The following is a 22,265-nucleotide window of genomic DNA, read 5'->3' as shown; positions in this document are numbered from 1 at the left end:
TAAAGAAAATATAGGAAATAAAAATAACAGAATGGTAAGAAGTTGTTGCATTTGAGCTGGTTTTTTTATCTAAGTTACTGGTTTTTCGAGTTTGAAGATTGTGACCGAAACGAAAAGAATTAAGCGAAATAAAGAAAAATTGGTTCAGATGAAAGAACGAAAATGTTATTTTATGCGGTTATTGAATATAATAAATGCCAAATTATTGTCGCAGGTTTTTTGGGCGGCTGTATTGTAAAGGGTTATAGGCGTGGTTATGAGTGCATACGTAGCTTTAGTTAGTTTAGCAAGTGGTCAAAAAGTAGTAGTTGATACTAATGGTGTAGTTCGGACTTTGTTGGAGGGTGAACTTCCAAAACCAGGAGAAGTGATTCTGGATAGAGGCCAAGAACTCGGTCATGAATCTACCCTAAATGTAGAGCTTATCGGTGAAGATGGAGTGCCTCAGGGTATTTCTGATGACGTTGAAGAAATTTTTGCCGCTCTTGAACAAGGACAAGATCCGACTCAACTAGGAGAGGATTTTGCTGCCGCAGCAGGACAGCAAGTCAGTTCAAGTGCGACCTTAGCTGGTACTATTGTACGAAATGGCGAAGAAACCATTGCATCCACAGAATTCTCAACAGAAGGCTTGTTAGCCCTTGGCCTTTCTGAAACTCAAAGCGTCTCACTCATTGCACAATACCCGCTTCTTCAAGAAAACGTTGTCGCTGTTGAAACCAACTCAAACCCAGATGGCTTAGATCTAAGCCTGACAACATTGGAAGACCAACCCATTACAGGCAAACTGACTGCTAGTGACACTGATGGTGACAATGTCACCTTTTCAGAAGGGAACCCGCCAAGTAATGGTTTGCTTGCCGTTGATGAAAATGGCAATTGGACCTATACGCCGAACCCAAACTTTAATGGTGAAGACAGCTTTACAGTAATTGTGTCTGACGGTAACGGTGGTACAGACACCATTGTTGTGAATGTTGGGGTTACGCCTGTCGATGACGACTCAGACATCACCATCGATTCCGACGCTGGCAACCGCGATACAGGCAGCGTGACGGAAGACGTTGCGGTGACTGGCGGCAACCTAACCACGACGGGCACCGTGACTCTGAACGATGCGGACGGCGATGGCGCGTTCGGCACGCCAGTGTTCGATGCGGCCAACTCAACCGTGACGGAAGAGCTGGGCAGCTTAAGCATCGACGAGAATGGCGAGTGGACCTACACCGTGAATAACGACGCGGTGCAGTACCTGGATGCGAATGAAAGCGAGACGGTGACGTACACCATCCCGACGGCGGATGGCGCAGATACACAAACCATCACCATCACCATCCATGGTGCGAACGACGGCGCGAAAATCACAGGCGATGATAGCGGCAGCGTGACCGAAGACGCGGCGGAGACCACCGCGACGGGCACCTTGCTCGCAAGCGACGTGGACAACACCGACAACGTGTTCCAGGCGCAAGCCGATGCGGCGGGCCAGTACGGCACGTTCCGTGTGGATGCGAACGGCAAGTGGACCTACGTGCTGGATAACGGCAACGAGACGGTCGATGCGTTGAACGTGGACGAGACACTGACAGAAACCTTCACGGTGAAATCGGAAGACGGCACCGAGCAGGTGGTGACCATCACCATCCATGGTGCGAACGACGGCGCGAAAATCACAGGCGATGATAGCGGCAGCGTGACCGAAGACGCGGCGGAGACCACCGCGACGGGCACCTTGCTCGCAAGCGACGTGGACAACACCGACAACGTGTTCCAGGCGCAAGCCGATGCGGCGGCCAGTACGGCACGTTCCGTGTGGATGCGAACGGCAAGTGGACCTACGTGCTGGATAACGGCAACGAGACGGTCGATGCGTTGAACGTGGACGAGACACTGACAGAAACCTTCACGGTGAAATCGGAAGACGGCACCGAGCAGGTGGTGACCATCACCATCCATGGTGCGAACGACGGCGCGAAAATCACAGGCGATGATAGCGGCAGCGTGACCGAAGACGCGGCGGAGACCACCGCGACGGGCACCTTGCTCGCAAGCGACGTGGACAACACCGACAACGTGTTCCAGGCGCAAGCCGATGCGGCGGGCCAGTACGGCACGTTCCGTGTGGATGCGAACGGCAAGTGGACCTACGTGCTGGATAACGGCAACGAGACGGTCGATGCGTTGAACGTGGACGAGACACTGACAGAAACCTTCACGGTGAAATCGGAAGACGGCACCGAGCAGGTGGTGACCATCACCATCCATGGTGCGAACGACGGCGCGAAAATCACAGGCGATGATAGCGGCAGCGTGACCGAAGACGCGGCGGAGACCACCGCGACGGGCACCTTGCTCGCAAGCGACGTGGACAACACCGACAACGTGTTCCAGGCGCAAGCCGATGCGGCGGGCCAGTACGGCACGTTCCGTGTGGATGCGAACGGCAAGTGGACCTACGTGCTGGATAACGGCAACGAGACGGTCGATGCGTTGAACGTGGACGAGACACTGACAGAAACCTTCACGGTGAAATCGGAAGACGGCACCGAGCAGGTGGTGACCATCACCATCCATGGTGCGAACGACGGCGCGAAAATCACAGGCGATGATAGCGGCAGCGTGACCGAAGACGCGGCGGAGACCACCGCGACGGGCACCTTGCTCGCAAGCGACGTGGACAACACCGACAACGTGTTCCAGGCGCAAGCCGATGCGGCGGGCCAGTACGGCACGTTCCGTGTGGATGCGAACGGCAAGTGGACCTACGTGCTGGATAACGGCAACGAGACGGTCGATGCGTTGAACGTGGACGAGACACTGACAGAAACCTTCACGGTGAAATCGGAAGACGGCACCGAGCAGGTGGTGACCATCACCATCCATGGTGCGAACGACGGCGCGAAAATCACAGGCGATGATAGCGGCAGCGTGACCGAAGACGCGGCGGAGACCACCGCGACGGGCACCTTGCTCGCAAGCGACGTGGACAACACCGACAACGTGTTCCAGGCGCAAGCCGATGCGGCGGGCCAGTACGGCACGTTCCGTGTGGATGCGAACGGCAAGTGGACCTACGTGCTGGATAACGGCAACGAGACGGTCGATGCGTTGAACGTGGACGAGACACTGACAGAAACCTTCACGGTGAAATCGGAAGACGGCACCGAGCAGGTGGTGACCATCACCATCCATGGTGCGAACGACGGCGCGAAAATCACAGGCGATGATAGCGGCAGCGTGACCGAAGACGCGGCGGAGACCACCGCGACGGGCACCTTGCTCGCAAGCGACGTGGACAACACCGACAACGTGTTCCAGGCGCAAGCCGATGCGGCGGGCCAGTACGGCACGTTCCGTGTGGATGCGAACGGCAAGTGGACCTACGTGCTGGATAACGGCAACGAGACGGTCGATGCGTTGAACGTGGACGAGACACTGACAGAAACCTTCACGGTGAAATCGGAAGACGGCACCGAGCAGGTGGTGACCATCACCATCCATGGTGCGAACGACGGCGCGAAAATCACAGGCGATGATAGCGGCAGCGTGACCGAAGACGCGGCGGAGACCACCGCGACGGGCACCTTGCTCGCAAGCGACGTGGACAACACCGACAACGTGTTCCAGGCGCAAGCCGATGCGGCGGGCCAGTACGGCACGTTCCGTGTGGATGCGAACGGCAAGTGGACCTACGTGCTGGATAACGGCAACGAGACGGTCGATGCGTTGAACGTGGACGAGACACTGACAGAAACCTTCACGGTGAAATCGGAAGACGGCACCGAGCAGGTGGTGACCATCACCATCCATGGTGCGAACGACGGCGCGAAAATCACAGGCGATGATAGCGGCAGCGTGACCGAAGACGCGGCGGAGACCACCGCGACGGGCACCTTGCTCGCAAGCGACGTGGACAACACCGACAACGTGTTCCAGGCGCAAGCCGATGCGGCGGGCCAGTACGGCACGTTCCGTGTGGATGCGAACGGCAAGTGGACCTACGTGCTGGATAACGGCAACGAGACGGTCGATGCGTTGAACGTGGACGAGACACTGACAGAAACCTTCACGGTGAAATCGGAAGACGGCACCGAGCAGGTGGTGACCATCACCATCCATGGTGCGAACGACGGCGCGAAAATCACAGGCGATGATAGCGGCAGCGTGACCGAAGACGCGGCGGAGACCACCGCGACGGGCACCTTGCTCGCAAGCGACGTGGACAACACCGACAACGTGTTCCAGGCGCAAGCCGATGCGGCGGGCCAGTACGGCACGTTCCGTGTGGATGCGAACGGCAAGTGGACCTACGTGCTGGATAACGGCAACGAGACGGTCGATGCGTTGAACGTGGACGAGACACTGACAGAAACCTTCACGGTGAAATCGGAAGACGGCACCGAGCAGGTGGTGACCATCACCATCCATGGTGCGAACGACGGCGCGAAAATCACAGGCGATGATAGCGGCAGCGTGACCGAAGACGCGGCGGAGACCACCGCGACGGGCACCTTGCTCGCAAGCGACGTGGACAACACCGACAACGTGTTCCAGGCGCAAGCCGATGCGGCGGGCCAGTACGGCACGTTCCGTGTGGATGCGAACGGCAAGTGGACCTACGTGCTGGATAACGGCAACGAGACGGTCGATGCGTTGAACGTGGACGAGACACTGACAGAAACCTTCACGGTGAAATCGGAAGACGGCACCGAGCAGGTGGTGACCATCACCATCCATGGTGCGAACGACGGCGCGAAAATCACAGGCGATGATAGCGGCAGCGTGACCGAAGACGCGGCGGAGACCACCGCGACGGGCACCTTGCTCGCAAGCGACGTGGACAACACCGACAACGTGTTCCAGGCGCAAGCCGATGCGGCGGGCCAGTACGGCACGTTCCGTGTGGATGCGAACGGCAAGTGGACCTACGTGCTGGATAACGGCAACGAGACGGTCGATGCGTTGAACGTGGACGAGACACTGACAGAAACCTTCACGGTGAAATCGGAAGACGGCACCGAGCAGGTGGTGACCATCACCATCCATGGTGCGAACGACGGCGCGAAAATCACAGGCGATGATAGCGGCAGCGTGACCGAAGACGCGGCGGAGACCACCGCGACGGGCACCTTGCTCGCAAGCGACGTGGACAACACCGACAACGTGTTCCAGGCGCAAGCCGATGCGGCGGGCCAGTACGGCACGTTCCGTGTGGATGCGAACGGCAAGTGGACCTACGTGCTGGATAACGGCAACGAGACGGTCGATGCGTTGAACGTGGACGAGACACTGACAGAAACCTTCACGGTGAAATCGGAAGACGGCACCGAGCAGGTGGTGACCATCACCATCCATGGTGCGAACGACGGCGCGAAAATCACAGGCGATGATAGCGGCAGCGTGACCGAAGACGCGGCGGAGACCACCGCGACGGGCACCTTGCTCGCAAGCGACGTGGACAACACCGACAACGTGTTCCAGGCGCAAGCCGATGCGGCGGGCCAGTACGGCACGTTCCGTGTGGATGCGAACGGCAAGTGGACCTACGTGCTGGATAACGGCAACGAGACGGTCGATGCGTTGAACGTGGACGAGACACTGACAGAAACCTTCACGGTGAAATCGGAAGACGGCACCGAGCAGGTGGTGACCATCACCATCCATGGTGCGAACGACGGCGCGAAAATCACAGGCGATGATAGCGGCAGCGTGACCGAAGACGCGGCGGAGACCACCGCGACGGGCACCTTGCTCGCAAGCGACGTGGACAACACCGACAACGTGTTCCAGGCGCAAGCCGATGCGGCGGGCCAGTACGGCACGTTCCGTGTGGATGCGAACGGCAAGTGGACCTACGTGCTGGATAACGGCAACGAGACGGTCGATGCGTTGAACGTGGACGAGACACTGACAGAAACCTTCACGGTGAAATCGGAAGACGGCACCGAGCAGGTGGTGACCATCACCATCCATGGTGCGAACGACGGCGCGAAAATCACAGGCGATGATAGCGGCAGCGTGACCGAAGACGCGGCGGAGACCACCGCGACGGGCACCTTGCTCGCAAGCGACGTGGACAACACCGACAACGTGTTCCAGGCGCAAGCCGATGCGGCGGGCCAGTACGGCACGTTCCGTGTGGATGCGAACGGCAAGTGGACCTACGTGCTGGATAACGGCAACGAGACGGTCGATGCGTTGAACGTGGACGAGACACTGACAGAAACCTTCACGGTGAAATCGGAAGACGGCACCGAGCAGGTGGTGACCATCACCATCCATGGTGCGAACGACGGCGCGAAAATCACAGGCGATGATAGCGGCAGCGTGACCGAAGACGCGGCGGAGACCACCGCGACGGGCACCTTGCTCGCAAGCGACGTGGACAACACCGACAACGTGTTCCAGGCGCAAGCCGATGCGGCGGGCCAGTACGGCACGTTCCGTGTGGATGCGAACGGCAAGTGGACCTACGTGCTGGATAACGGCAACGAGACGGTCGATGCGTTGAACGTGGACGAGACACTGACAGAAACCTTCACGGTGAAATCGGAAGACGGCACCGAGCAGGTGGTGACCATCACCATCCATGGTGCGAACGACGGCGCGAAAATCACAGGCGATGATAGCGGCAGCGTGACCGAAGACGCGGCGGAGACCACCGCGACGGGCACCTTGCTCGCAAGCGACGTGGACAACACCGACAACGTGTTCCAGGCGCAAGCCGATGCGGCGGGCCAGTACGGCACGTTCCGTGTGGATGCGAACGGCAAGTGGACCTACGTGCTGGATAACGGCAACGAGACGGTCGATGCGTTGAACGTGGACGAGACACTGACAGAAACCTTCACGGTGAAATCGGAAGACGGCACCGAGCAGGTGGTGACCATCACCATCCATGGTGCGAACGACGGCGCGAAAATCACAGGCGATGATAGCGGCAGCGTGACCGAAGACGCGGCGGAGACCACCGCGACGGGCACCTTGCTCGCAAGCGACGTGGACAACACCGACAACGTGTTCCAGGCGCAAGCCGATGCGGCGGGCCAGTACGGCACGTTCCGTGTGGATGCGAACGGCAAGTGGACCTACGTGCTGGATAACGGCAACGAGACGGTCGATGCGTTGAACGTGGACGAGACACTGACAGAAACCTTCACGGTGAAATCGGAAGACGGCACCGAGCAGGTGGTGACCATCACCATCCATGGTGCGAACGACGGCGCGAAAATCACAGGCGATGATAGCGGCAGCGTGACCGAAGACGCGGCGGAGACCACCGCGACGGGCACCTTGCTCGCAAGCGACGTGGACAACACCGACAACGTGTTCCAGGCGCAAGCCGATGCGGCGGGCCAGTACGGCACGTTCCGTGTGGATGCGAACGGCAAGTGGACCTACGTGCTGGATAACGGCAACGAGACGGTCGATGCGTTGAACGTGGACGAGACACTGACAGAAACCTTCACGGTGAAATCGGAAGACGGCACCGAGCAGGTGGTGACCATCACCATCCATGGTGCGAACGACGGCGCGAAAATCACAGGCGATGATAGCGGCAGCGTGACCGAAGACGCGGCGGAGACCACCGCGACGGGCACCTTGCTCGCAAGCGACGTGGACAACACCGACAACGTGTTCCAGGCGCAAGCCGATGCGGCGGGCCAGTACGGCACGTTCCGTGTGGATGCGAACGGCAAGTGGACCTACGTGCTGGATAACGGCAACGAGACGGTCGATGCGTTGAACGTGGACGAGACACTGACAGAAACCTTCACGGTGAAATCGGAAGACGGCACCGAGCAGGTGGTGACCATCACCATCCATGGTGCGAACGACGGCGCGAAAATCACAGGCGATGATAGCGGCAGCGTGACCGAAGACGCGGCGGAGACCACCGCGACGGGCACCTTGCTCGCAAGCGACGTGGACAACACCGACAACGTGTTCCAGGCGCAAGCCGATGCGGCGGGCCAGTACGGCACGTTCCGTGTGGATGCGAACGGCAAGTGGACCTACGTGCTGGATAACGGCAACGAGACGGTCGATGCGTTGAACGTGGACGAGACACTGACAGAAACCTTCACGGTGAAATCGGAAGACGGCACCGAGCAGGTGGTGACCATCACCATCCATGGTGCGAACGACGGCGCGAAAATCACAGGCGATGATAGCGGCAGCGTGACCGAAGACGCGGCGGAGACCACCGCGACGGGCACCTTGCTCGCAAGCGACGTGGACAACACCGACAACGTGTTCCAGGCGCAAGCCGATGCGGCGGGCCAGTACGGCACGTTCCGTGTGGATGCGAACGGCAAGTGGACCTACGTGCTGGATAACGGCAACGAGACGGTCGATGCGTTGAACGTGGACGAGACACTGACAGAAACCTTCACGGTGAAATCGGAAGACGGCACCGAGCAGGTGGTGACCATCACCATCCATGGTGCGAACGACGGCGCGAAAATCACAGGCGATGATAGCGGCAGCGTGACCGAAGACGCGGCGGAGACCACCGCGACGGGCACCTTGCTCGCAAGCGACGTGGACAACACCGACAACGTGTTCCAGGCGCAAGCCGATGCGGCGGGCCAGTACGGCACGTTCCGTGTGGATGCGAACGGCAAGTGGACCTACGTGCTGGATAACGGCAACGAGACGGTCGATGCGTTGAACGTGGACGAGACACTGACAGAAACCTTCACGGTGAAATCGGAAGACGGCACCGAGCAGGTGGTGACCATCACCATCCATGGTGCGAACGACGGCGCGAAAATCACAGGCGATGATAGCGGCAGCGTGACCGAAGACGCGGCGGAGACCACCGCGACGGGCACCTTGCTCGCAAGCGACGTGGACAACACCGACAACGTGTTCCAGGCGCAAGCCGATGCGGCGGGCCAGTACGGCACGTTCCGTGTGGATGCGAACGGCAAGTGGACCTACGTGCTGGATAACGGCAACGAGACGGTCGATGCGTTGAACGTGGACGAGACACTGACAGAAACCTTCACGGTGAAATCGGAAGACGGCACCGAGCAGGTGGTGACCATCACCATCCATGGTGCGAACGACGGCGCGAAAATCACAGGCGATGATAGCGGCAGCGTGACCGAAGACGCGGCGGAGACCACCGCGACGGGCACCTTGCTCGCAAGCGACGTGGACAACACCGACAACGTGTTCCAGGCGCAAGCCGATGCGGCGGCCAGTACGGCACGTTCCGTGTGGATGCGAACGGCAAGTGGACCTACGTGCTGGATAACGGCAACGAGACGGTCGATGCGTTGAACGTGGACGAGACACTGACAGAAACCTTCACGGTGAAATCGGAAGACGGCACCGAGCAGGTGGTGACCATCACCATCCATGGTGCGAACGACGGCGCGAAAATCACAGGCGATGATAGCGGCAGCGTGACCGAAGACGCGGCGGAGACCACCGCGACGGGCACCTTGCTCGCAAGCGACGTGGACAACACCGACAACGTGTTCCAGGCGCAAGCCGATGCGGCGGGCCAGTACGGCACGTTCCGTGTGGATGCGAACGGCAAGTGGACCTACGTGCTGGATAACGGCAACGAGACGGTCGATGCGTTGAACGTGGACGAGACACTGAAACCTTCACGGTGAAATCGGAAGACGGCACCGAGCAGGTGGTGACCATCACCATCCATGGTGCGAACGACGGCGCGAAAATCACAGGCGATGATAGCGGCAGCGTGACCGAAGACGCGGCGGAGACCACCGCGACGGGCACCTTGCTCGCAAGCGACGTGGACAACACCGACAACGTGTTCCAGGCGCAAGCCGATGCGGCGGCCAGTACGGCACGTTCCGTGTGGATGCGAACGGCAAGTGGACCTACGTGCTGGATAACGGCAACGAGACGGTCGATGCGTTGAACGTGGACGAGACACTGACAGAAACCTTCACGGTGAAATCGGAAGACGGCAGGTGGTGACCATCACCATCCATGGTGCGAACGACGGCGCGAAAATCACAGGCGATGATAGCGGCAGCGTGACCGAAGACGCGGCGGAGACCACCGCGACGGGCACCTTGCTCGCAAGCGACGTGGACAACACCGACAACGTGTTCCAGGCGCAAGCCGATGCGGCGGGCAGTACGGCACGTTCCGTGTGGATGCGAACGGCAAGTGGACCTACGTGCTGGATAACGGCAACGAGACGGTCGATGCGTTGAACGTGGACGAGACACTGACAGAAACCTTCACGGTGAAATCGGAAGACGGCACCGAGCAGGTGGTGACCATCACCATCCATGGTGCGAACGACGGCGCGAAAATCACAGGCGATGATAGCGGCAGCGTGACCGAAGACGCGGCGGAGACCACCGCGACGGGCACCTTGCTCGCAAGCGACGTGGACAACACCGACAACGTGTTCCAGGCGCAAGCCGATGCGGCGGCCAGTACGGCACGTTCCGTGTGGATGCGAACGGCAAGTGGACCTACGTGCTGGATAACGGCAACGAGACGGTCGATGCGTTGAACGTGGACGAGACACTGACAGAAACCTTCACGGTGAAATCGGAAGACGGCACCGAGCAGGTGGTGACCATCACCATCCATGGTGCGAACGACGGCGCGAAAATCACAGGCGATGATAGCGGCAGCGTGACCGAAGACGCGGCGGAGACCACCGCGACGGGCACCTTGCTCGCAAGCGACGTGGACAACACCGACAACGTGTTCCAGGCGCAAGCCGATGCGGCCAGTACGGCACGTTCCGTGTGGATGCGAACGGCAAGTGGACCTACGTGCTGGATAACGGCAACGAGACGGTCGATGCGTTGAACGTGGACGAGACACTGACAGAAACCTTCACGGTGAAATCGGAAGACGGCACCGAGCAGGTGGTGACCATCACCATCCATGGTGCGAACGACGGCGCGAAAATCACAGGCGATGATAGCGGCAGCGTGACCGAAGACGCGGCGGAGACCACCGCGACGGGCACCTTGCTCGCAAGCGACGTGGACAACACCGACAACGTGTTCCAGGCGCAAGCCGATGCGGCGGGCCAGTACGGCACGTTCCGTGTGGATGCGAACGGCAAGTGGACCTACGTGCTGGATAACGGCAACGAGACGGTCGATGCGTTGAACGTGGACGAGACACTGACAGAAACCTTCACGGTGAAATCGGAAGACGGCACCGAGCAGGTGGTGACCATCACCATCCATGGTGCGAACGACGGCGCGAAAATCACAGGCGATGATAGCGGCAGCGTGACCGAAGACGCGGCGGAGACCACCGCGACGGGCACCTTGCTCGCAAGCGACGTGGACAACACCGACAACGTGTTCCAGGCGCAAGCCGATGCGGCGGGCCAGTACGGCACGTTCCGTGTGGATGCGAACGGCAAGTGGACCTACGTGCTGGATAACGGCAACGAGACGGTCGATGCGTTGAACGTGGACGAGACACTGACAGAAACCTTCACGGTGAAATCGGAAGACGGCACCGAGCAGGTGGTGACCATCACCATCCATGGTGCGAACGACGGCGCGAAAATCACAGGCGATGATAGCGGCAGCGTGACCGAAGACGCGGCGGAGACCACCGCGACGGGCACCTTGCTCGCAAGCGACGTGGACAACACCGACAACGTGTTCCAGGCGCAAGCCGATGCGGCGGGCCAGTACGGCACGTTCCGTGTGGATGCGAACGGCAAGTGGACCTACGTGCTGGATAACGGCAACGAGACGGTCGATGCGTTGAACGTGGACGAGACACTGACAGAAACCTTCACGGTGAAATCGGAAGACGGCACCGAGCAGGTGGTGACCATCACCATCCATGGTGCGAACGACGGCGCGAAAATCACAGGCGATGATAGCGGCAGCGTGACCGAAGACGCGGCGGAGACCACCGCGACGGGCACCTTGCTCGCAAGCGACGTGGACAACACCGACAACGTGTTCCAGGCGCAAGCCGATGCGGCGGCCAGTACGGCACGTTCCGTGTGGATGCGAACGGCAAGTGGACCTACGTGCTGGATAACGGCAACGAGACGGTCGATGCGTTGAACGTGGACGAGACACTGACAGAAACCTTCACGGTGAAATCGGAAGACGGCACCGAGCAGGTGGTGACCATCACCATCCATGGTGCGAACGACGGCGCGAAAATCACAGGCGATGATAGCGGCAGCGTGACCGAAGACGCGGCGGAGACCACCGCGACGGGCACCTTGCTCGCAAGCGACGTGGACAACACCGACAACGTGTTCCAGGCGCAAGCCGATGCGGCGGCCAGTACGGCACGTTCCGTGTGGATGCGAACGGCAAGTGGACCTACGTGCTGGATAACGGCAACGAGACGGTCGATGCGTTGAACGTGGACGAGACACTGACAGAAACCTCACGGTGAAATCGGAAGACGGCACCGAGCAGGTGGTGACCATCACCATCCATGGTGCGAACGACGGCGCGAAAATCACAGGCGATGATAGCGGCAGCGTGACCGAAGACGCGGCGGAGACCACCGCGACGGGCACCTTGCTCGCAAGCGACGTGGACAACACCGACAACGTGTTCCAGGCGCAAGCCGATGCGGCGGGCCAGTACGGCACGTTCCGTGTGGATGCGAACGGCAAGTGGACCTACGTGCTGGATAACGGCAACGAGACGGTCGATGCGTTGAACGTGGACGAGACACTGACAGAAACCTTCACGGTGAAATCGGAAGACGGCACCGAGCAGGTGGTGACCATCACCATCCATGGTGCGAACGACGGCGCGAAAATCACAGGCGATGATAGCGGCAGCGTGACCGAAGACGCGGCGGAGACCACCGCGACGGGCACCTTGCTCGCAAGCGACGTGGACAACACCGACAACGTGTTCCAGGCGCAAGCCGATGCGGCGGCCAGTACGGCACGTTCCGTGTGGATGCGAACGGCAAGTGGACCTACGTGCTGGATAACGGCAACGAGACGGTCGATGCGTTGAACGTGGACGAGACACTGACAGAAACCTTCACGGTGAAATCGGAAGACGGCACCGAGCAGGTGGTGACCATCACCATCCATGGTGCGAACGACGGCGCGAAAATCACAGGCGATGATAGCGGCAGCGTGACCGAAGACGCGGCGGAGACCACCGCGACGGGCACCTTGCTCGCAAGCGACGTGGACAACACCGACAACGTGTTCCAGGCGCAAGCCGATGCGGCGGCCAGTACGGCACGTTCCGTGTGGATGCGAACGGCAAGTGGACCTACGTGCTGGATAACGGCAACGAGACGGTCGATGCGTTGAACGTGGACGAGACACTGACAGAAACCTTCACGGTGAAATCGGAAGACGGCACCGAGCAGGTGGTGACCATCACCATCCATGGTGCGAACGACGGCGCGAAAATCACAGGCGATGATAGCGGCAGCGTGACCGAAGACGCGGCGGAGACCACCGCGACGGGCACCTTGCTCGCAAGCGACGTGGACAACACCGACAACGTGTTCCAGGCGCAAGCCGATGCGGCGGGCCAGTACGGCACGTTCCGTGTGGATGCGAACGGCAAGTGGACCTACGTGCTGGATAACGGCAACGAGACGGTCGACACTGACAGAAACCTTCACGGTGAAATCGGAAGACGGCACCGAGCAGGTGGTGACCATCACCATCCATGGTGCGAACGACGGCGCGAAAATCACAGGCGATGATAGCGGCAGCGTGACCGAAGACGCGGCGGAGACCACCGCGACGGGCACCTTGCTCGCAAGCGACGTGGACAACACCGACAACGTGTTCCAGGCGCAAGCCGATGCGGCGGGCCAGTACGGCACGTTCCGTGTGGATGCGAACGGCAAGTGGACCTACGTGCTGGATAACGGCAACGAGACGGTCGATGCGTTGAACGTGGACGAGACACTGACAGAAACCTTCACGGTGAAATCGGAAGACGGCACCGAGCAGGTGGTGACCATCACCATCCATGGTGCGAACGACGGCGCGAAAATCACAGGCGATGATAGCGGCAGCGTGACCGAAGACGCGGCGGAGACCACCGCGACGGGCACCTTGCTCGCAAGCGACGTGGACAACACCGACAACGTGTTCCAGGCGCAAGCCGATGCGGCGCCAGACGCACGTTCCGTGTGGATGCGAACGGCAAGTGGACCTACGTGCTGGATAACGGCAACGAGACGGTCGATGACGTTGAACGTGGACGGACACTGACACCTTCACGAAATCGGAAGACGGCACCGAGCAGGTGTGACCATCACCAGGCGAACGAGCCGAAAATCACAGGCGATGATAGCGGCAGCGTGACCGAAGACGCGGCGGAGACCACCGCGAAGGCACCTTGCTCGCAAGCGACGTGGACAACACCGACAACGTGTTCCAGGCGCAAGCCGATGCGGCGGGCCAGTACGGCACGTTCCGTGTGGATGCGAACGGCAAGTGGACCTACGTGCTGGATAACGGCAACGAGACGGTCGATGCGTTGAACGTGGACGAGGCGGAAACCTTCACGGTGAAATCGGAAGACGGCACCGAGCAGGTGGTGACCATCACCATCCATGGTGCGAACGACGGCGCGAAAATCACAGGCGATGATAGCGGCAGCGTGACCGAAGACGCGGCGGAACCACCGCGAAGACGGTGCTCGCAAGCGACGTGGACAACACCGACAACCAGGCGCAAGCCGATGCGGCGGGCCAGTACGGCACGTTCCGTGTGGATGCGAACGGCAAGTGGACGTGCTGGATAACGGCAACGAGACGGTCGATGCGTTGAACGTGGACGAGACACTGACAGAAACCTTCACGGTGAAATCGGAAGACGGCACCGAGCAGGTGGTGACCATCACCATCCATGGTGCGAACGACGGCGCGAAAATCACAGGCGATGATAGCGGCAGCGTGACCGAAGACGCGGCGGAGACCACCGCGACGGGCACAAGCGACGTGGACAACACCGACAACGTGTTCCAGGCGCAAGGCGCAACGGCACGTTCCCGACGGCAAGTGGACCTACGTGCTGGATAACGGCAACGAGACGGTCGATGCGTTGAACGTGGACGACACTGACAGAAACCTTCACGGTGAAATCGGAAGACGGCACCGAGCAGGTGGTGACCATCACCATCCATGGTGCGAACGACGGCGCGAAAATCACAGGCGATGATAGCGGCAGCGTGACCGAAACGCGGCGGAGACCACCGCGACGGGCACCTTGCTCGCAAGCGACGTGGACAACACCGACAACGTGTTCCAGGCGCAAGCCGATGCGGCGGACGTACGGCACGTTCCGTGTGGATGCGAACGGCAAGTGGACCTACGTGCTGGATAACGGCAACGAGACGGTCGATGCGTTGAACGTGGACGAGACACTGAAACCTTCACGGTGAAATCGGAAGACGGCACCGAGCAGGTGGTGACCATCACCATCCATGGTGCGAACGACGGCGCGAAAATCACAGGCGATGATAGCGGCAGCGTGACCGAAGACGCGGCGGAGACCACCGCGACGGGCACCTTGCTCGCAAGCGACGTGGACAACACCGACAACGTGTTCCAGGCGCAAGCCGATGCGCGGGCACCTTGCCAGTACGGCAGGCGCAAGCCGTGTGCGGCGGGCAAGTGGCACGTTCCGTGTGGATGCGAACGGCAAGTGGACCTACGTGCTGGATAACGGCAACGAGACGGTCGATGCGTTGAACGTGGACGAGACACTGACAGAAACCTTCACGGTGAAATCGGAAGACGGCACCGAGCAGGTGGTGACCATCACCATCCATGGTGCGAACGACGGCGCGAAAATCACAGGCGATGATAGCGGCAGTTGAGACGCGGCGGAGACCACCGCGACGGGCACCTTGCTCGCAAGCGACGTGGACAACACCGACAACGTGTTCCAGGCGCAAGCCGATGCGGCGGCCAGTACGGCACGTTCCGTGTGGATGCGAACGGCAAGTGGACCTACGTGCTGGATAACGGCAACGAGACGGCGATGCGTTGAACGTGACTGACAGAAATCACGGTGAAATCCAGGTGGTGACCATCACCATCCATGGTGCGAACGACGGCGCGAAAATCACAGGCGATGATAGCGGCAGCGTGACCGAAGACGCGGCGGAGACCACCGCGACGGGCACCTTGCTCGCAAGCGAGACCGACAACGTGACAGGGCAACCGATTGCCAGTACGGCAATGCGACGTGGACACGAGACGGTCGATGCGTTGAACGTGGACGAGACTGACAGAAACCTTCACGGTGAAATCGGAAGACGGCACCGAGCAGGTGGTGACCATCACCATCCATGGTGCGAACGACGGCGCGAAAATCACAGGCGATGATAGCGGCAGCGTGACCGAAGACGCGGCGGAGACCACCGCGTGGCACCTTGCTCGCAAGCGACGTGGACAACACCGACAACGTGTTCCAGGCGCAAGCCGATGCGGCGGCCAGTACGCACGTTCCGTGTGGATGCGAACGGCAAGTGGACCTACGTGCTGGATAACGGCAACGAGACGGTCGATGCGTTGAACGTGGACGAGACACTGACAGAAACCTTCACGGTGAAATCGGAAGACGGCACCGAGCAGGTGGTGACCATCACCATCCATGGTGCGAACGACGGCGCGAAAATCACAGGCGATGATAGCGGCAGCGTGACCGAAGACGCGGCGGAGACCACCGCGACGGGCACCTTGCTCGCAAGCGACGTGGACAACACCGACAACGTGTTCCAGGCGCAAGCCGATGCGGCGGCCAGTACGGCACGTTCCGTGTGGATGCGAACGGCAAGTGGACCTACGTGCTGGATAACGGCAACGAGACGGTCGATGCGTTGAACGTGGACGAGACACTGACAGAAACCTTCACGGTGAAATCGGAAGACGGCACCGAGCAGGTGGTGACCATCACCATCCATGGTGCGAACGACGGCGCGAAAATCACAGGCGATGATAGCGGCAGCGTGACCGAAGACGCGGCGGAGACCACCGCGACGGGCACCTTGCAAGCGACGTGGACAACACCGACAACAGGCGCAAGACGGCACGTTCCGTGTGGATGCGAACGGCAAGTGGACCTACGTGCTGGATAACGGCAACGAGACGGTCGATGCGTTGAACGTGGACGAGACACTGACAGAAACCTTCACGGTGAAATCGGAAGAACGAGCGTGACCATCACCATCCATGGTGCGAACGACAGGCGATGATAGCGGCAGCGTGACCGAAGACGCGGCGGAGACCACCGCGACGGGCACCTTGCTCGCAAGCGACGTGGACAACACCGACAACGTGTTCCAGGCGCAAGCCGATGCGGCGGGCCAGTACGGCACGTTCCGTGTGGATGCGAACGGCAAGTGGACCTACGTGCTGGATAACGGCAACGAGACGGTCGATGCGTTGAACGTGGACGAGACACTGACAGAAACCTTCACGGTGAAATCGGAAGACGGCACCGAGCAGGTGGTGACCATCACCATCCATGGTGCGAACGACGGCGCGAAAATCACAGGCGATGATAGCGGCAGCGTGACCGAAGACGCGGCGGAGACCACCGCGACGGGCACCTTGCTCGCAAGCGACGTGGACAACACCGACAACGTGTTCCAGGCGCAAGCCGATGCGGCGGGCCAGTACGGCACGTTCCGTGTGGATGCGAACGGCAAGTGGACCTACGTGCTGGATAACGGCAACGAGACGGTCGATGCGTTGAACGTGGACGAGACACTGACAGAAACCTTCACGGTGAAATCGGAAGACGGCACCGAGCAGGTGGTGACCATCACCATCCATGGTGCGAACGACGGCGCGAAAATCACAGGCGATGATAGCGGCAGCGTGACCGAAGACGCGGCGGAGACCACCGCGACGGGCACCTTGCTCGCAAGCGACGTGGACAACACCGACAACGTGTTCCAGGCGCAAGCCGATGCGGCGGGCCAGTACGGCACGTTCCGTGTGGATGCGAACGGCAAGTGGACCTACGTGCTGGATAACGGCAACGAGACGGTCGATGCGTTGAACGTGGACGAGACACTGACAGAAACCTTCACGGTGAAATCGGAAGACGGCACCGAGCAGGTGGTGACCATCACCATCCATGGTGCGAACGACGGCGCGAAAATCACAGGCGATGATAGCGGCAGCGTGACCGAAGACGCGGCGGAGACCACCGCGACGGGCACCTTGCTCGCAAGCGACGTGGACAACACCGACAACGTGTTCCAGGCGCAAGCCGATGCGGCGGGCCAGTACGGCACGTTCCGTGTGGATGCGAACGGCAAGTGGACCTACGTGCTGGATAACGGCAACGAGACGGTCGATGCGTTGAACGTGGACGAGACACTGACAGAAACCTTCACGGTGAAATCGGAAGACGGCACCGAGCAGGTGGTGACCATCACCATCCATGGTGCGAACGACGGCGCGAAAATCACAGGCGATGATAGCGGCAGCGTGACCGAAGACGCGGCGGAGACCACCGCGACGGGCACCTTGCTCGCAAGCGACGTGGACAACACCGACAACGTGTTCCAGGCGCAAGCCGATGCGGCGGGCCAGTACGGCACGTTCCGTGTGGATGCGAACGGCAAGTGGACCTACGTGCTGGATAACGGCAACGAGACGGTCGATGCGTTGAACGTGGACGAGACACTGACAGAAACCTTCACGGTGAAATCGGAAGACGGCACCGAGCAGGTGGTGACCATCACCATCCATGGTGCGAACGACGGCGCGAAAATCACAGGCGATGATAGCGGCAGCGTGACCGAAGACGCGGCGGAGACCACCGCGACGGGCACCTTGCTCGCAAGCGACGTGGACAACACCGACAACGTGTTCCAGGCGCAAGCCGATGCGGCGGGCCAGTACGGCACGTTCCGTGTGGATGCGAACGGCAAGTGGACCTACGTGCTGGATAACGGCAACGAGACGGTCGATGCGTTGAACGTGGACGAGACACTGACAGAAACCTTCACGGTGAAATCGGAAGACGGCACCGAGCAGGTGGTGACCATCACCATCCATGGTGCGAACGACGGCGCGAAAATCACAGGCGATGATAGCGGCAGCGTGACCGAAGACGCGGCGGAGACCACCGCGACGGGCACCTTGCTCGCAAGCGACGTGGACAACACCGACAACGTGTTCCAGGCGCAAGCCGATGCGGCGGCCAGTACGGCACGTTCCGTGTGGATGCGAACGGCAAGTGGACCTACGTGCTGGATAACGGCAACGAGACGGTCGATGCGTTGAACGTGGACGAGACACTGACAGAAACCTTCACGGTGAAATCGGAAGACGGCACCGAGCAGGTGGTGACCATCACCATCCATGGTGCGAACGACGCTCCCACAATAGAATTGAACAAACAAGTGCCAATTGCGACAACCGAAGACACTTCTGTATTCATTGAATGGAACTCCTTCGGAATTTCAGACGCAGATTCTCTAGACTCTGCTCTCGGTGTCGAAATTACTGACATACCAGATGATGGTAAGCTTGAGTATTTGGATAGTGATGGAGATTGGCAGCAGGTAAGTATTGGTCAGGTATTGAATAAATCACAGTTTGATTCTTGTCAGGTCCGTTTCACTCCTGATGAAGATGAGTCAGGCTATGATGGCCATTTGACTGAAGGTACTGGTGATCAGAAACAAGATTATGCCGAAATCGGTTTTAAACCAACTGATGGTATAAATGAAGGTAAAGAATCGACTGTTGCGATAAATGTCAATCCAGTGGCAGATAAGCCGTCAGTATCAATTACGTTGACCGGAAATGGCCAGCCTGTCTACTCAGACAAATTTTTGACTTGGGGGATAACTACAGAGCAGTTCCAATCGGGTGATTTCAATAAGCTACGGTTTAAAATAGGAAATGAACAAATAGATCAGAGCGCTAACGGTGATAACTTATACGGAATCTCTACTAGCAATAACTATCTGGTCAGCCAACATGGTGGTCAAGATGGCCTGTACTCTCAGGTTCACTATGACTTACACGAAACCGATGATGTTTTGGTTGGTGCAGATGGTGTCCAAGGGCAGTCTCTGTATGCTGGTGCTGGTGATGATGTACTTGTTTCTGGTACAGGAAACGATGGGGTATATGGCGGCGCTGGTAGCGATATCTTAGTGGTAAAAGGTAGCCGAGTTGATTACGAGATTGATAACAGCAAGTGGTCGGAACATGACAAATGGTTGAGGTTGACTACTACTGAGCATGGTGAGTTAACAACTAAACACGTTCATAACGTAGAATACATTCAGTTTGATGACGGTATTTATCAGATTGATAATGAAACTGGGCAAGTGACAAGTGTTCAGCCATTGTATGTTGGATACCCTGTTGATATTAATGCAGCAGTGAGTGATACCGACGGTAGTGAATATCTTTCATCCATGGTGCTGAGTGGGTTGCCTCAGGGGTCGAGTCTTCTAAACTCGTCAGGAGATGTACTTGGTACTGCTAACGAAAACGGTGAGATACATTTAATTGTATCGGAGTTGTCGAGTGACAATCAAAATCTTACATTGACAGATTTAGTTGTACGAATTCCTAGCGCAGAAGCAGGGAATGTTGTTTTGAAAGTTGAAGTAGAGGCAACAGAAAAAACAACGGGAGAAACGAACAAAGCCACTGGAGAGGATGACGTCCAGCTTTCAGACTTCGTTGGGAATACAGAATCGGCTGATGGTCAGGAAGTCTCTTATGGAAATGAGCATAATATTTCTGTTGCAGATCTATCCGGGGACATTGTCACTCAAGGCCAGGATTACAACATTGCTTTTATGCTTGATACCTCCCTTAGTGTTAGCAATAGTTCATTAAATTCAATGAAACTTCAGCTAAAAGAGGTTTTTGAATCGCTGCTTGAAAGTGCCACAACGGGGAACAGTGGCAATGTTAACGTGTTCGTAACAGACTTTAATACTTATGCGATGAACTCGATATCTGTGAATTTGAACTCGTTGAGTGAGTATGATGATTCAGATCTTGCGAACCTAGTTAATGCACTCGTACCAAGTGGTTCCACTAACTATGAAGATGCATTTAATACCACAGCTAACTGGTTTACTAGTACCATGAAAAGTAATCCCGATGCAGTGAACAAGGCATACTTTATAACTGATGGAAAGCCAAACACCTTTAATGAGGAAACAGAAAACCCACGTTTGATTAATTACTCCGGTAATGAGCATGACGTATACCTGAATGATGTGACAGGTGGGAATTATGAATATGGCACACAATATAGCTTTGGCAACAGGGTAACAATTGATGAGAGTGGCGTTGTTGTAAAATACAGTGTCCTATTTGGAATAGCCTTTGAAACGGTCTTGGGGTTCATGCGCCCGGATGGGAACGGTGGTTATGGCTATGTTAGTGCTCTTGATGAAAATGAGAATGATTGGGAGCGCATATTAGACGAATCTCGTTTAGCGTATAAAAACCTTGTTGCGGAGGGCGTGGAAGTCGAAGCAATTGGTATTGGTAATAATATCAAGGAGGACGTACTTACTCTGTTTGATTCTGATGGTAAAGTTGCTGTTAATGTCGATGCGGATAAACTGGCGGACGCGATTCTCGGAGATACTGATCAACGGCTACCAGGAAAAGATACGATAGATGGTGGTGCTGGTGATGACATATTGTTTGGTGATGCACTGCACTTTAGTGGTATATCGGAGCAAGGTTATACTGGTCTTGAGCAGTACGTAGCTTCTAATTTGGGCGCTTCAGAAGTAACAACCGCACAGGTTCACAACTATATAAGGAATCACATTGACGAGTTCTCTCAAGCAGGCGCTAATGATCAAGGTGATACTCTTCAAGGCGGTCTAGGTGATGACATTTTGTTTGGCCAAGGTGGTGGCGACACGCTAGATGGTGGAATTGGCGATGACATCCTTATTGGGGGAATCGGAAATGACACCCTCACTGGCGGGGCAGATGCAGATATCTTCACGTGGTTAGATGGTGACTTGGACGGCAGCACAGATACCATCAAAGATTTCGATGTTGACGAAGGTGATAAGATCGATCTGAGCGACTTGTTTGGTGATATTACTGACGATGACGTGAGCACGATTCTGAGCAGTATTGAGCAGTCCGCTAAGGATACAGACGGAAGCGTGACTATTGAAGTTCAAAACAACGCGAATGAGCATGTAACGATCGAGTTAGAAGGTTTGTCTGCTGCGGATATTACCAACAACCTAGATAGTATGTTTATTATCAAGGACTAAACTCTAGCTAACAAAAAACCGGGA

The 22,265-nt window shown here is 58.0% G+C and carries 24 protein-coding genes and 3 pseudogenes; all 27 read left to right on the top strand.

What is annotated here, in order from left to right:
• Nucleotides 1-256: 256 nt before the first annotated feature.
• The 27 genes and pseudogenes from NP165_RS06920 to NP165_RS06800 all read left to right on the top strand — a co-directional run bounded on the left by NP165_RS06920 (nucleotide 257) and on the right by NP165_RS06800 (nucleotide 22,241).
• Nucleotides 257-1,876, top strand: a complete 1,620-nt coding sequence (locus tag NP165_RS06920; protein WP_257083249.1) for a VCBS domain-containing protein — start codon at nucleotides 257-259, stop codon at nucleotides 1,874-1,876.
• The gene (locus NP165_RS06915; protein ID WP_257083248.1) at nucleotides 1,813-9,291 is read left to right on the top strand and encodes a VCBS domain-containing protein; all 7,479 of its coding nucleotides are present in this window, start codon (nucleotides 1,813-1,815) and stop codon (nucleotides 9,289-9,291) included. Before NP165_RS06920 ends, NP165_RS06915 begins: the two co-directional genes overlap by 64 nt.
• Nucleotides 9,228-9,632, top strand: coding sequence for a VCBS domain-containing protein (locus NP165_RS06910; RefSeq protein ID WP_306439750.1), 405 nt, complete (start codon nucleotides 9,228-9,230; stop codon nucleotides 9,630-9,632). The genes NP165_RS06915 and NP165_RS06910 overlap by 64 nt, the downstream gene beginning before the upstream one ends.
• Entirely contained in the window at nucleotides 9,629-9,904 is a 276-nt protein-coding gene (locus NP165_RS06905) for a VCBS domain-containing protein (RefSeq protein ID WP_257083247.1), read from the top strand. The genes NP165_RS06910 and NP165_RS06905 overlap by 4 nt, the downstream gene beginning before the upstream one ends.
• Nucleotides 9,841-10,205: pseudogene (locus NP165_RS06895) on the top strand (VCBS domain-containing protein). Before NP165_RS06905 ends, NP165_RS06895 begins: the two are co-directional and overlap by 64 nt.
• The gene (locus NP165_RS06890) at nucleotides 10,169-10,513 is read left to right on the top strand and encodes a VCBS domain-containing protein (protein ID WP_257083244.1); all 345 of its coding nucleotides are present in this window, start codon (nucleotides 10,169-10,171) and stop codon (nucleotides 10,511-10,513) included. Before NP165_RS06895 ends, NP165_RS06890 begins: the two are co-directional and overlap by 37 nt.
• Nucleotides 10,477-10,818, top strand: coding sequence for a VCBS domain-containing protein (locus NP165_RS06885; protein ID WP_257083243.1), 342 nt, complete (start codon nucleotides 10,477-10,479; stop codon nucleotides 10,816-10,818). The genes NP165_RS06890 and NP165_RS06885 overlap by 37 nt, the downstream gene beginning before the upstream one ends.
• Nucleotides 10,755-12,053, top strand: a complete 1,299-nt coding sequence (locus NP165_RS06880) for a VCBS domain-containing protein (RefSeq protein ID WP_257083242.1) — start codon at nucleotides 10,755-10,757, stop codon at nucleotides 12,051-12,053. The genes NP165_RS06885 and NP165_RS06880 overlap by 64 nt, the downstream gene beginning before the upstream one ends.
• Nucleotides 11,990-12,361, top strand: a complete 372-nt coding sequence (locus NP165_RS06875) for a VCBS domain-containing protein (protein WP_257083241.1) — start codon at nucleotides 11,990-11,992, stop codon at nucleotides 12,359-12,361. The genes NP165_RS06880 and NP165_RS06875 overlap by 64 nt, the downstream gene beginning before the upstream one ends.
• Nucleotides 12,298-12,440, top strand: a pseudogene (locus NP165_RS20075) (VCBS domain-containing protein); the annotation flags it as partial. The gene NP165_RS06875 and the pseudogene NP165_RS20075, both read left to right, overlap by 64 nt.
• On the top strand, nucleotides 12,420-12,977 hold the full coding sequence (locus NP165_RS20070) for a VCBS domain-containing protein (RefSeq protein ID WP_371133707.1): 558 nt from the start codon (nucleotides 12,420-12,422) through the stop codon (nucleotides 12,975-12,977). The pseudogene NP165_RS20075 and the gene NP165_RS20070, both read left to right, overlap by 21 nt.
• On the top strand, nucleotides 12,914-13,285 hold the full coding sequence (locus tag NP165_RS20065; protein ID WP_257083241.1) for a VCBS domain-containing protein: 372 nt from the start codon (nucleotides 12,914-12,916) through the stop codon (nucleotides 13,283-13,285). The genes NP165_RS20070 and NP165_RS20065 overlap by 64 nt, the downstream gene beginning before the upstream one ends.
• Nucleotides 13,222-13,689: a VCBS domain-containing protein gene (locus NP165_RS20060; RefSeq protein ID WP_371133662.1), complete on the top strand. Its 468-nt coding sequence runs from the start codon at nucleotides 13,222-13,224 to the stop codon at nucleotides 13,687-13,689. Before NP165_RS20065 ends, NP165_RS20060 begins: the two co-directional genes overlap by 64 nt.
• On the top strand, nucleotides 13,607-14,206 hold the full coding sequence (locus NP165_RS20055; protein ID WP_503169890.1) for a VCBS domain-containing protein: 600 nt from the start codon (nucleotides 13,607-13,609) through the stop codon (nucleotides 14,204-14,206). The genes NP165_RS20060 and NP165_RS20055 overlap by 83 nt, the downstream gene beginning before the upstream one ends.
• Nucleotides 14,125-14,478, top strand: a complete 354-nt coding sequence (locus NP165_RS20155; RefSeq protein WP_503169880.1) for a hypothetical protein — start codon at nucleotides 14,125-14,127, stop codon at nucleotides 14,476-14,478. Before NP165_RS20055 ends, NP165_RS20155 begins: the two co-directional genes overlap by 82 nt.
• A gap of 154 nt (nucleotides 14,479-14,632) precedes the next feature.
• Nucleotides 14,633-14,767 carry a VCBS domain-containing protein gene (locus tag NP165_RS06860; RefSeq protein ID WP_306439749.1) on the top strand — a complete coding sequence of 45 codons (135 nt, stop codon included), beginning with the start codon at nucleotides 14,633-14,635 and terminating at the stop codon, nucleotides 14,765-14,767.
• Nucleotides 14,731-15,018, top strand: a complete 288-nt coding sequence (locus NP165_RS06855; RefSeq protein WP_257083239.1) for a VCBS domain-containing protein — start codon at nucleotides 14,731-14,733, stop codon at nucleotides 15,016-15,018. The genes NP165_RS06860 and NP165_RS06855 overlap by 37 nt, the downstream gene beginning before the upstream one ends.
• A 56-nt stretch (nucleotides 15,019-15,074) precedes the next feature.
• Nucleotides 15,075-15,664: pseudogene (locus NP165_RS20150) on the top strand (VCBS domain-containing protein).
• On the top strand, nucleotides 15,561-15,818 hold the full coding sequence (locus tag NP165_RS06840; RefSeq protein WP_257085605.1) for a VCBS domain-containing protein: 258 nt from the start codon (nucleotides 15,561-15,563) through the stop codon (nucleotides 15,816-15,818). The pseudogene NP165_RS20150 and the gene NP165_RS06840 overlap by 104 nt, the downstream one beginning before the upstream one ends.
• A complete protein-coding gene (locus tag NP165_RS06835; protein ID WP_257083238.1) occupies nucleotides 15,815-15,991 on the top strand; it encodes a VCBS domain-containing protein in 177 nt (58 codons plus the stop codon). Before NP165_RS06840 ends, NP165_RS06835 begins: the two co-directional genes overlap by 4 nt.
• A 2-nt stretch (nucleotides 15,992-15,993) precedes the next feature.
• Nucleotides 15,994-16,329, top strand: coding sequence for a VCBS domain-containing protein (locus tag NP165_RS06830; RefSeq protein WP_257083237.1), 336 nt, complete (start codon nucleotides 15,994-15,996; stop codon nucleotides 16,327-16,329).
• The gene (locus NP165_RS06825) at nucleotides 16,247-16,519 is read left to right on the top strand and encodes a VCBS domain-containing protein (protein ID WP_503169889.1); all 273 of its coding nucleotides are present in this window, start codon (nucleotides 16,247-16,249) and stop codon (nucleotides 16,517-16,519) included. The genes NP165_RS06830 and NP165_RS06825 overlap by 83 nt, the downstream gene beginning before the upstream one ends.
• Complete coding sequence (locus tag NP165_RS06820) at nucleotides 16,429-16,827, top strand: VCBS domain-containing protein (RefSeq protein WP_257083235.1); 399 nt, start codon at nucleotides 16,429-16,431, stop codon at nucleotides 16,825-16,827. The genes NP165_RS06825 and NP165_RS06820 overlap by 91 nt, the downstream gene beginning before the upstream one ends.
• Nucleotides 16,791-17,081: a VCBS domain-containing protein gene (locus NP165_RS06815; protein ID WP_257083234.1), complete on the top strand. Its 291-nt coding sequence runs from the start codon at nucleotides 16,791-16,793 to the stop codon at nucleotides 17,079-17,081. Before NP165_RS06820 ends, NP165_RS06815 begins: the two co-directional genes overlap by 37 nt.
• The gene (locus NP165_RS06810) at nucleotides 17,044-17,163 is read left to right on the top strand and encodes a VCBS domain-containing protein (protein WP_257083233.1); all 120 of its coding nucleotides are present in this window, start codon (nucleotides 17,044-17,046) and stop codon (nucleotides 17,161-17,163) included. The genes NP165_RS06815 and NP165_RS06810 overlap by 38 nt, the downstream gene beginning before the upstream one ends.
• 12 nt (nucleotides 17,164-17,175) lie before the next feature.
• Complete coding sequence (locus NP165_RS06805; protein WP_257083232.1) at nucleotides 17,176-19,245, top strand: VCBS domain-containing protein; 2,070 nt, start codon at nucleotides 17,176-17,178, stop codon at nucleotides 19,243-19,245.
• Nucleotides 19,182-22,241: a VCBS domain-containing protein gene (locus NP165_RS06800; protein WP_306439746.1), complete on the top strand. Its 3,060-nt coding sequence runs from the start codon at nucleotides 19,182-19,184 to the stop codon at nucleotides 22,239-22,241. Before NP165_RS06805 ends, NP165_RS06800 begins: the two co-directional genes overlap by 64 nt.
• Nucleotides 22,242-22,265 lie beyond the last annotated feature (24 nt).

Source organism: Vibrio japonicus (assembly GCF_024582835.1).
GTDB lineage: Bacteria > Pseudomonadota > Gammaproteobacteria > Enterobacterales > Vibrionaceae > Vibrio > Vibrio japonicus.
The sequence above is the reverse complement of the archived record's forward strand: the minus strand, read 5'-3'. Positions and strand labels throughout refer to the sequence as shown.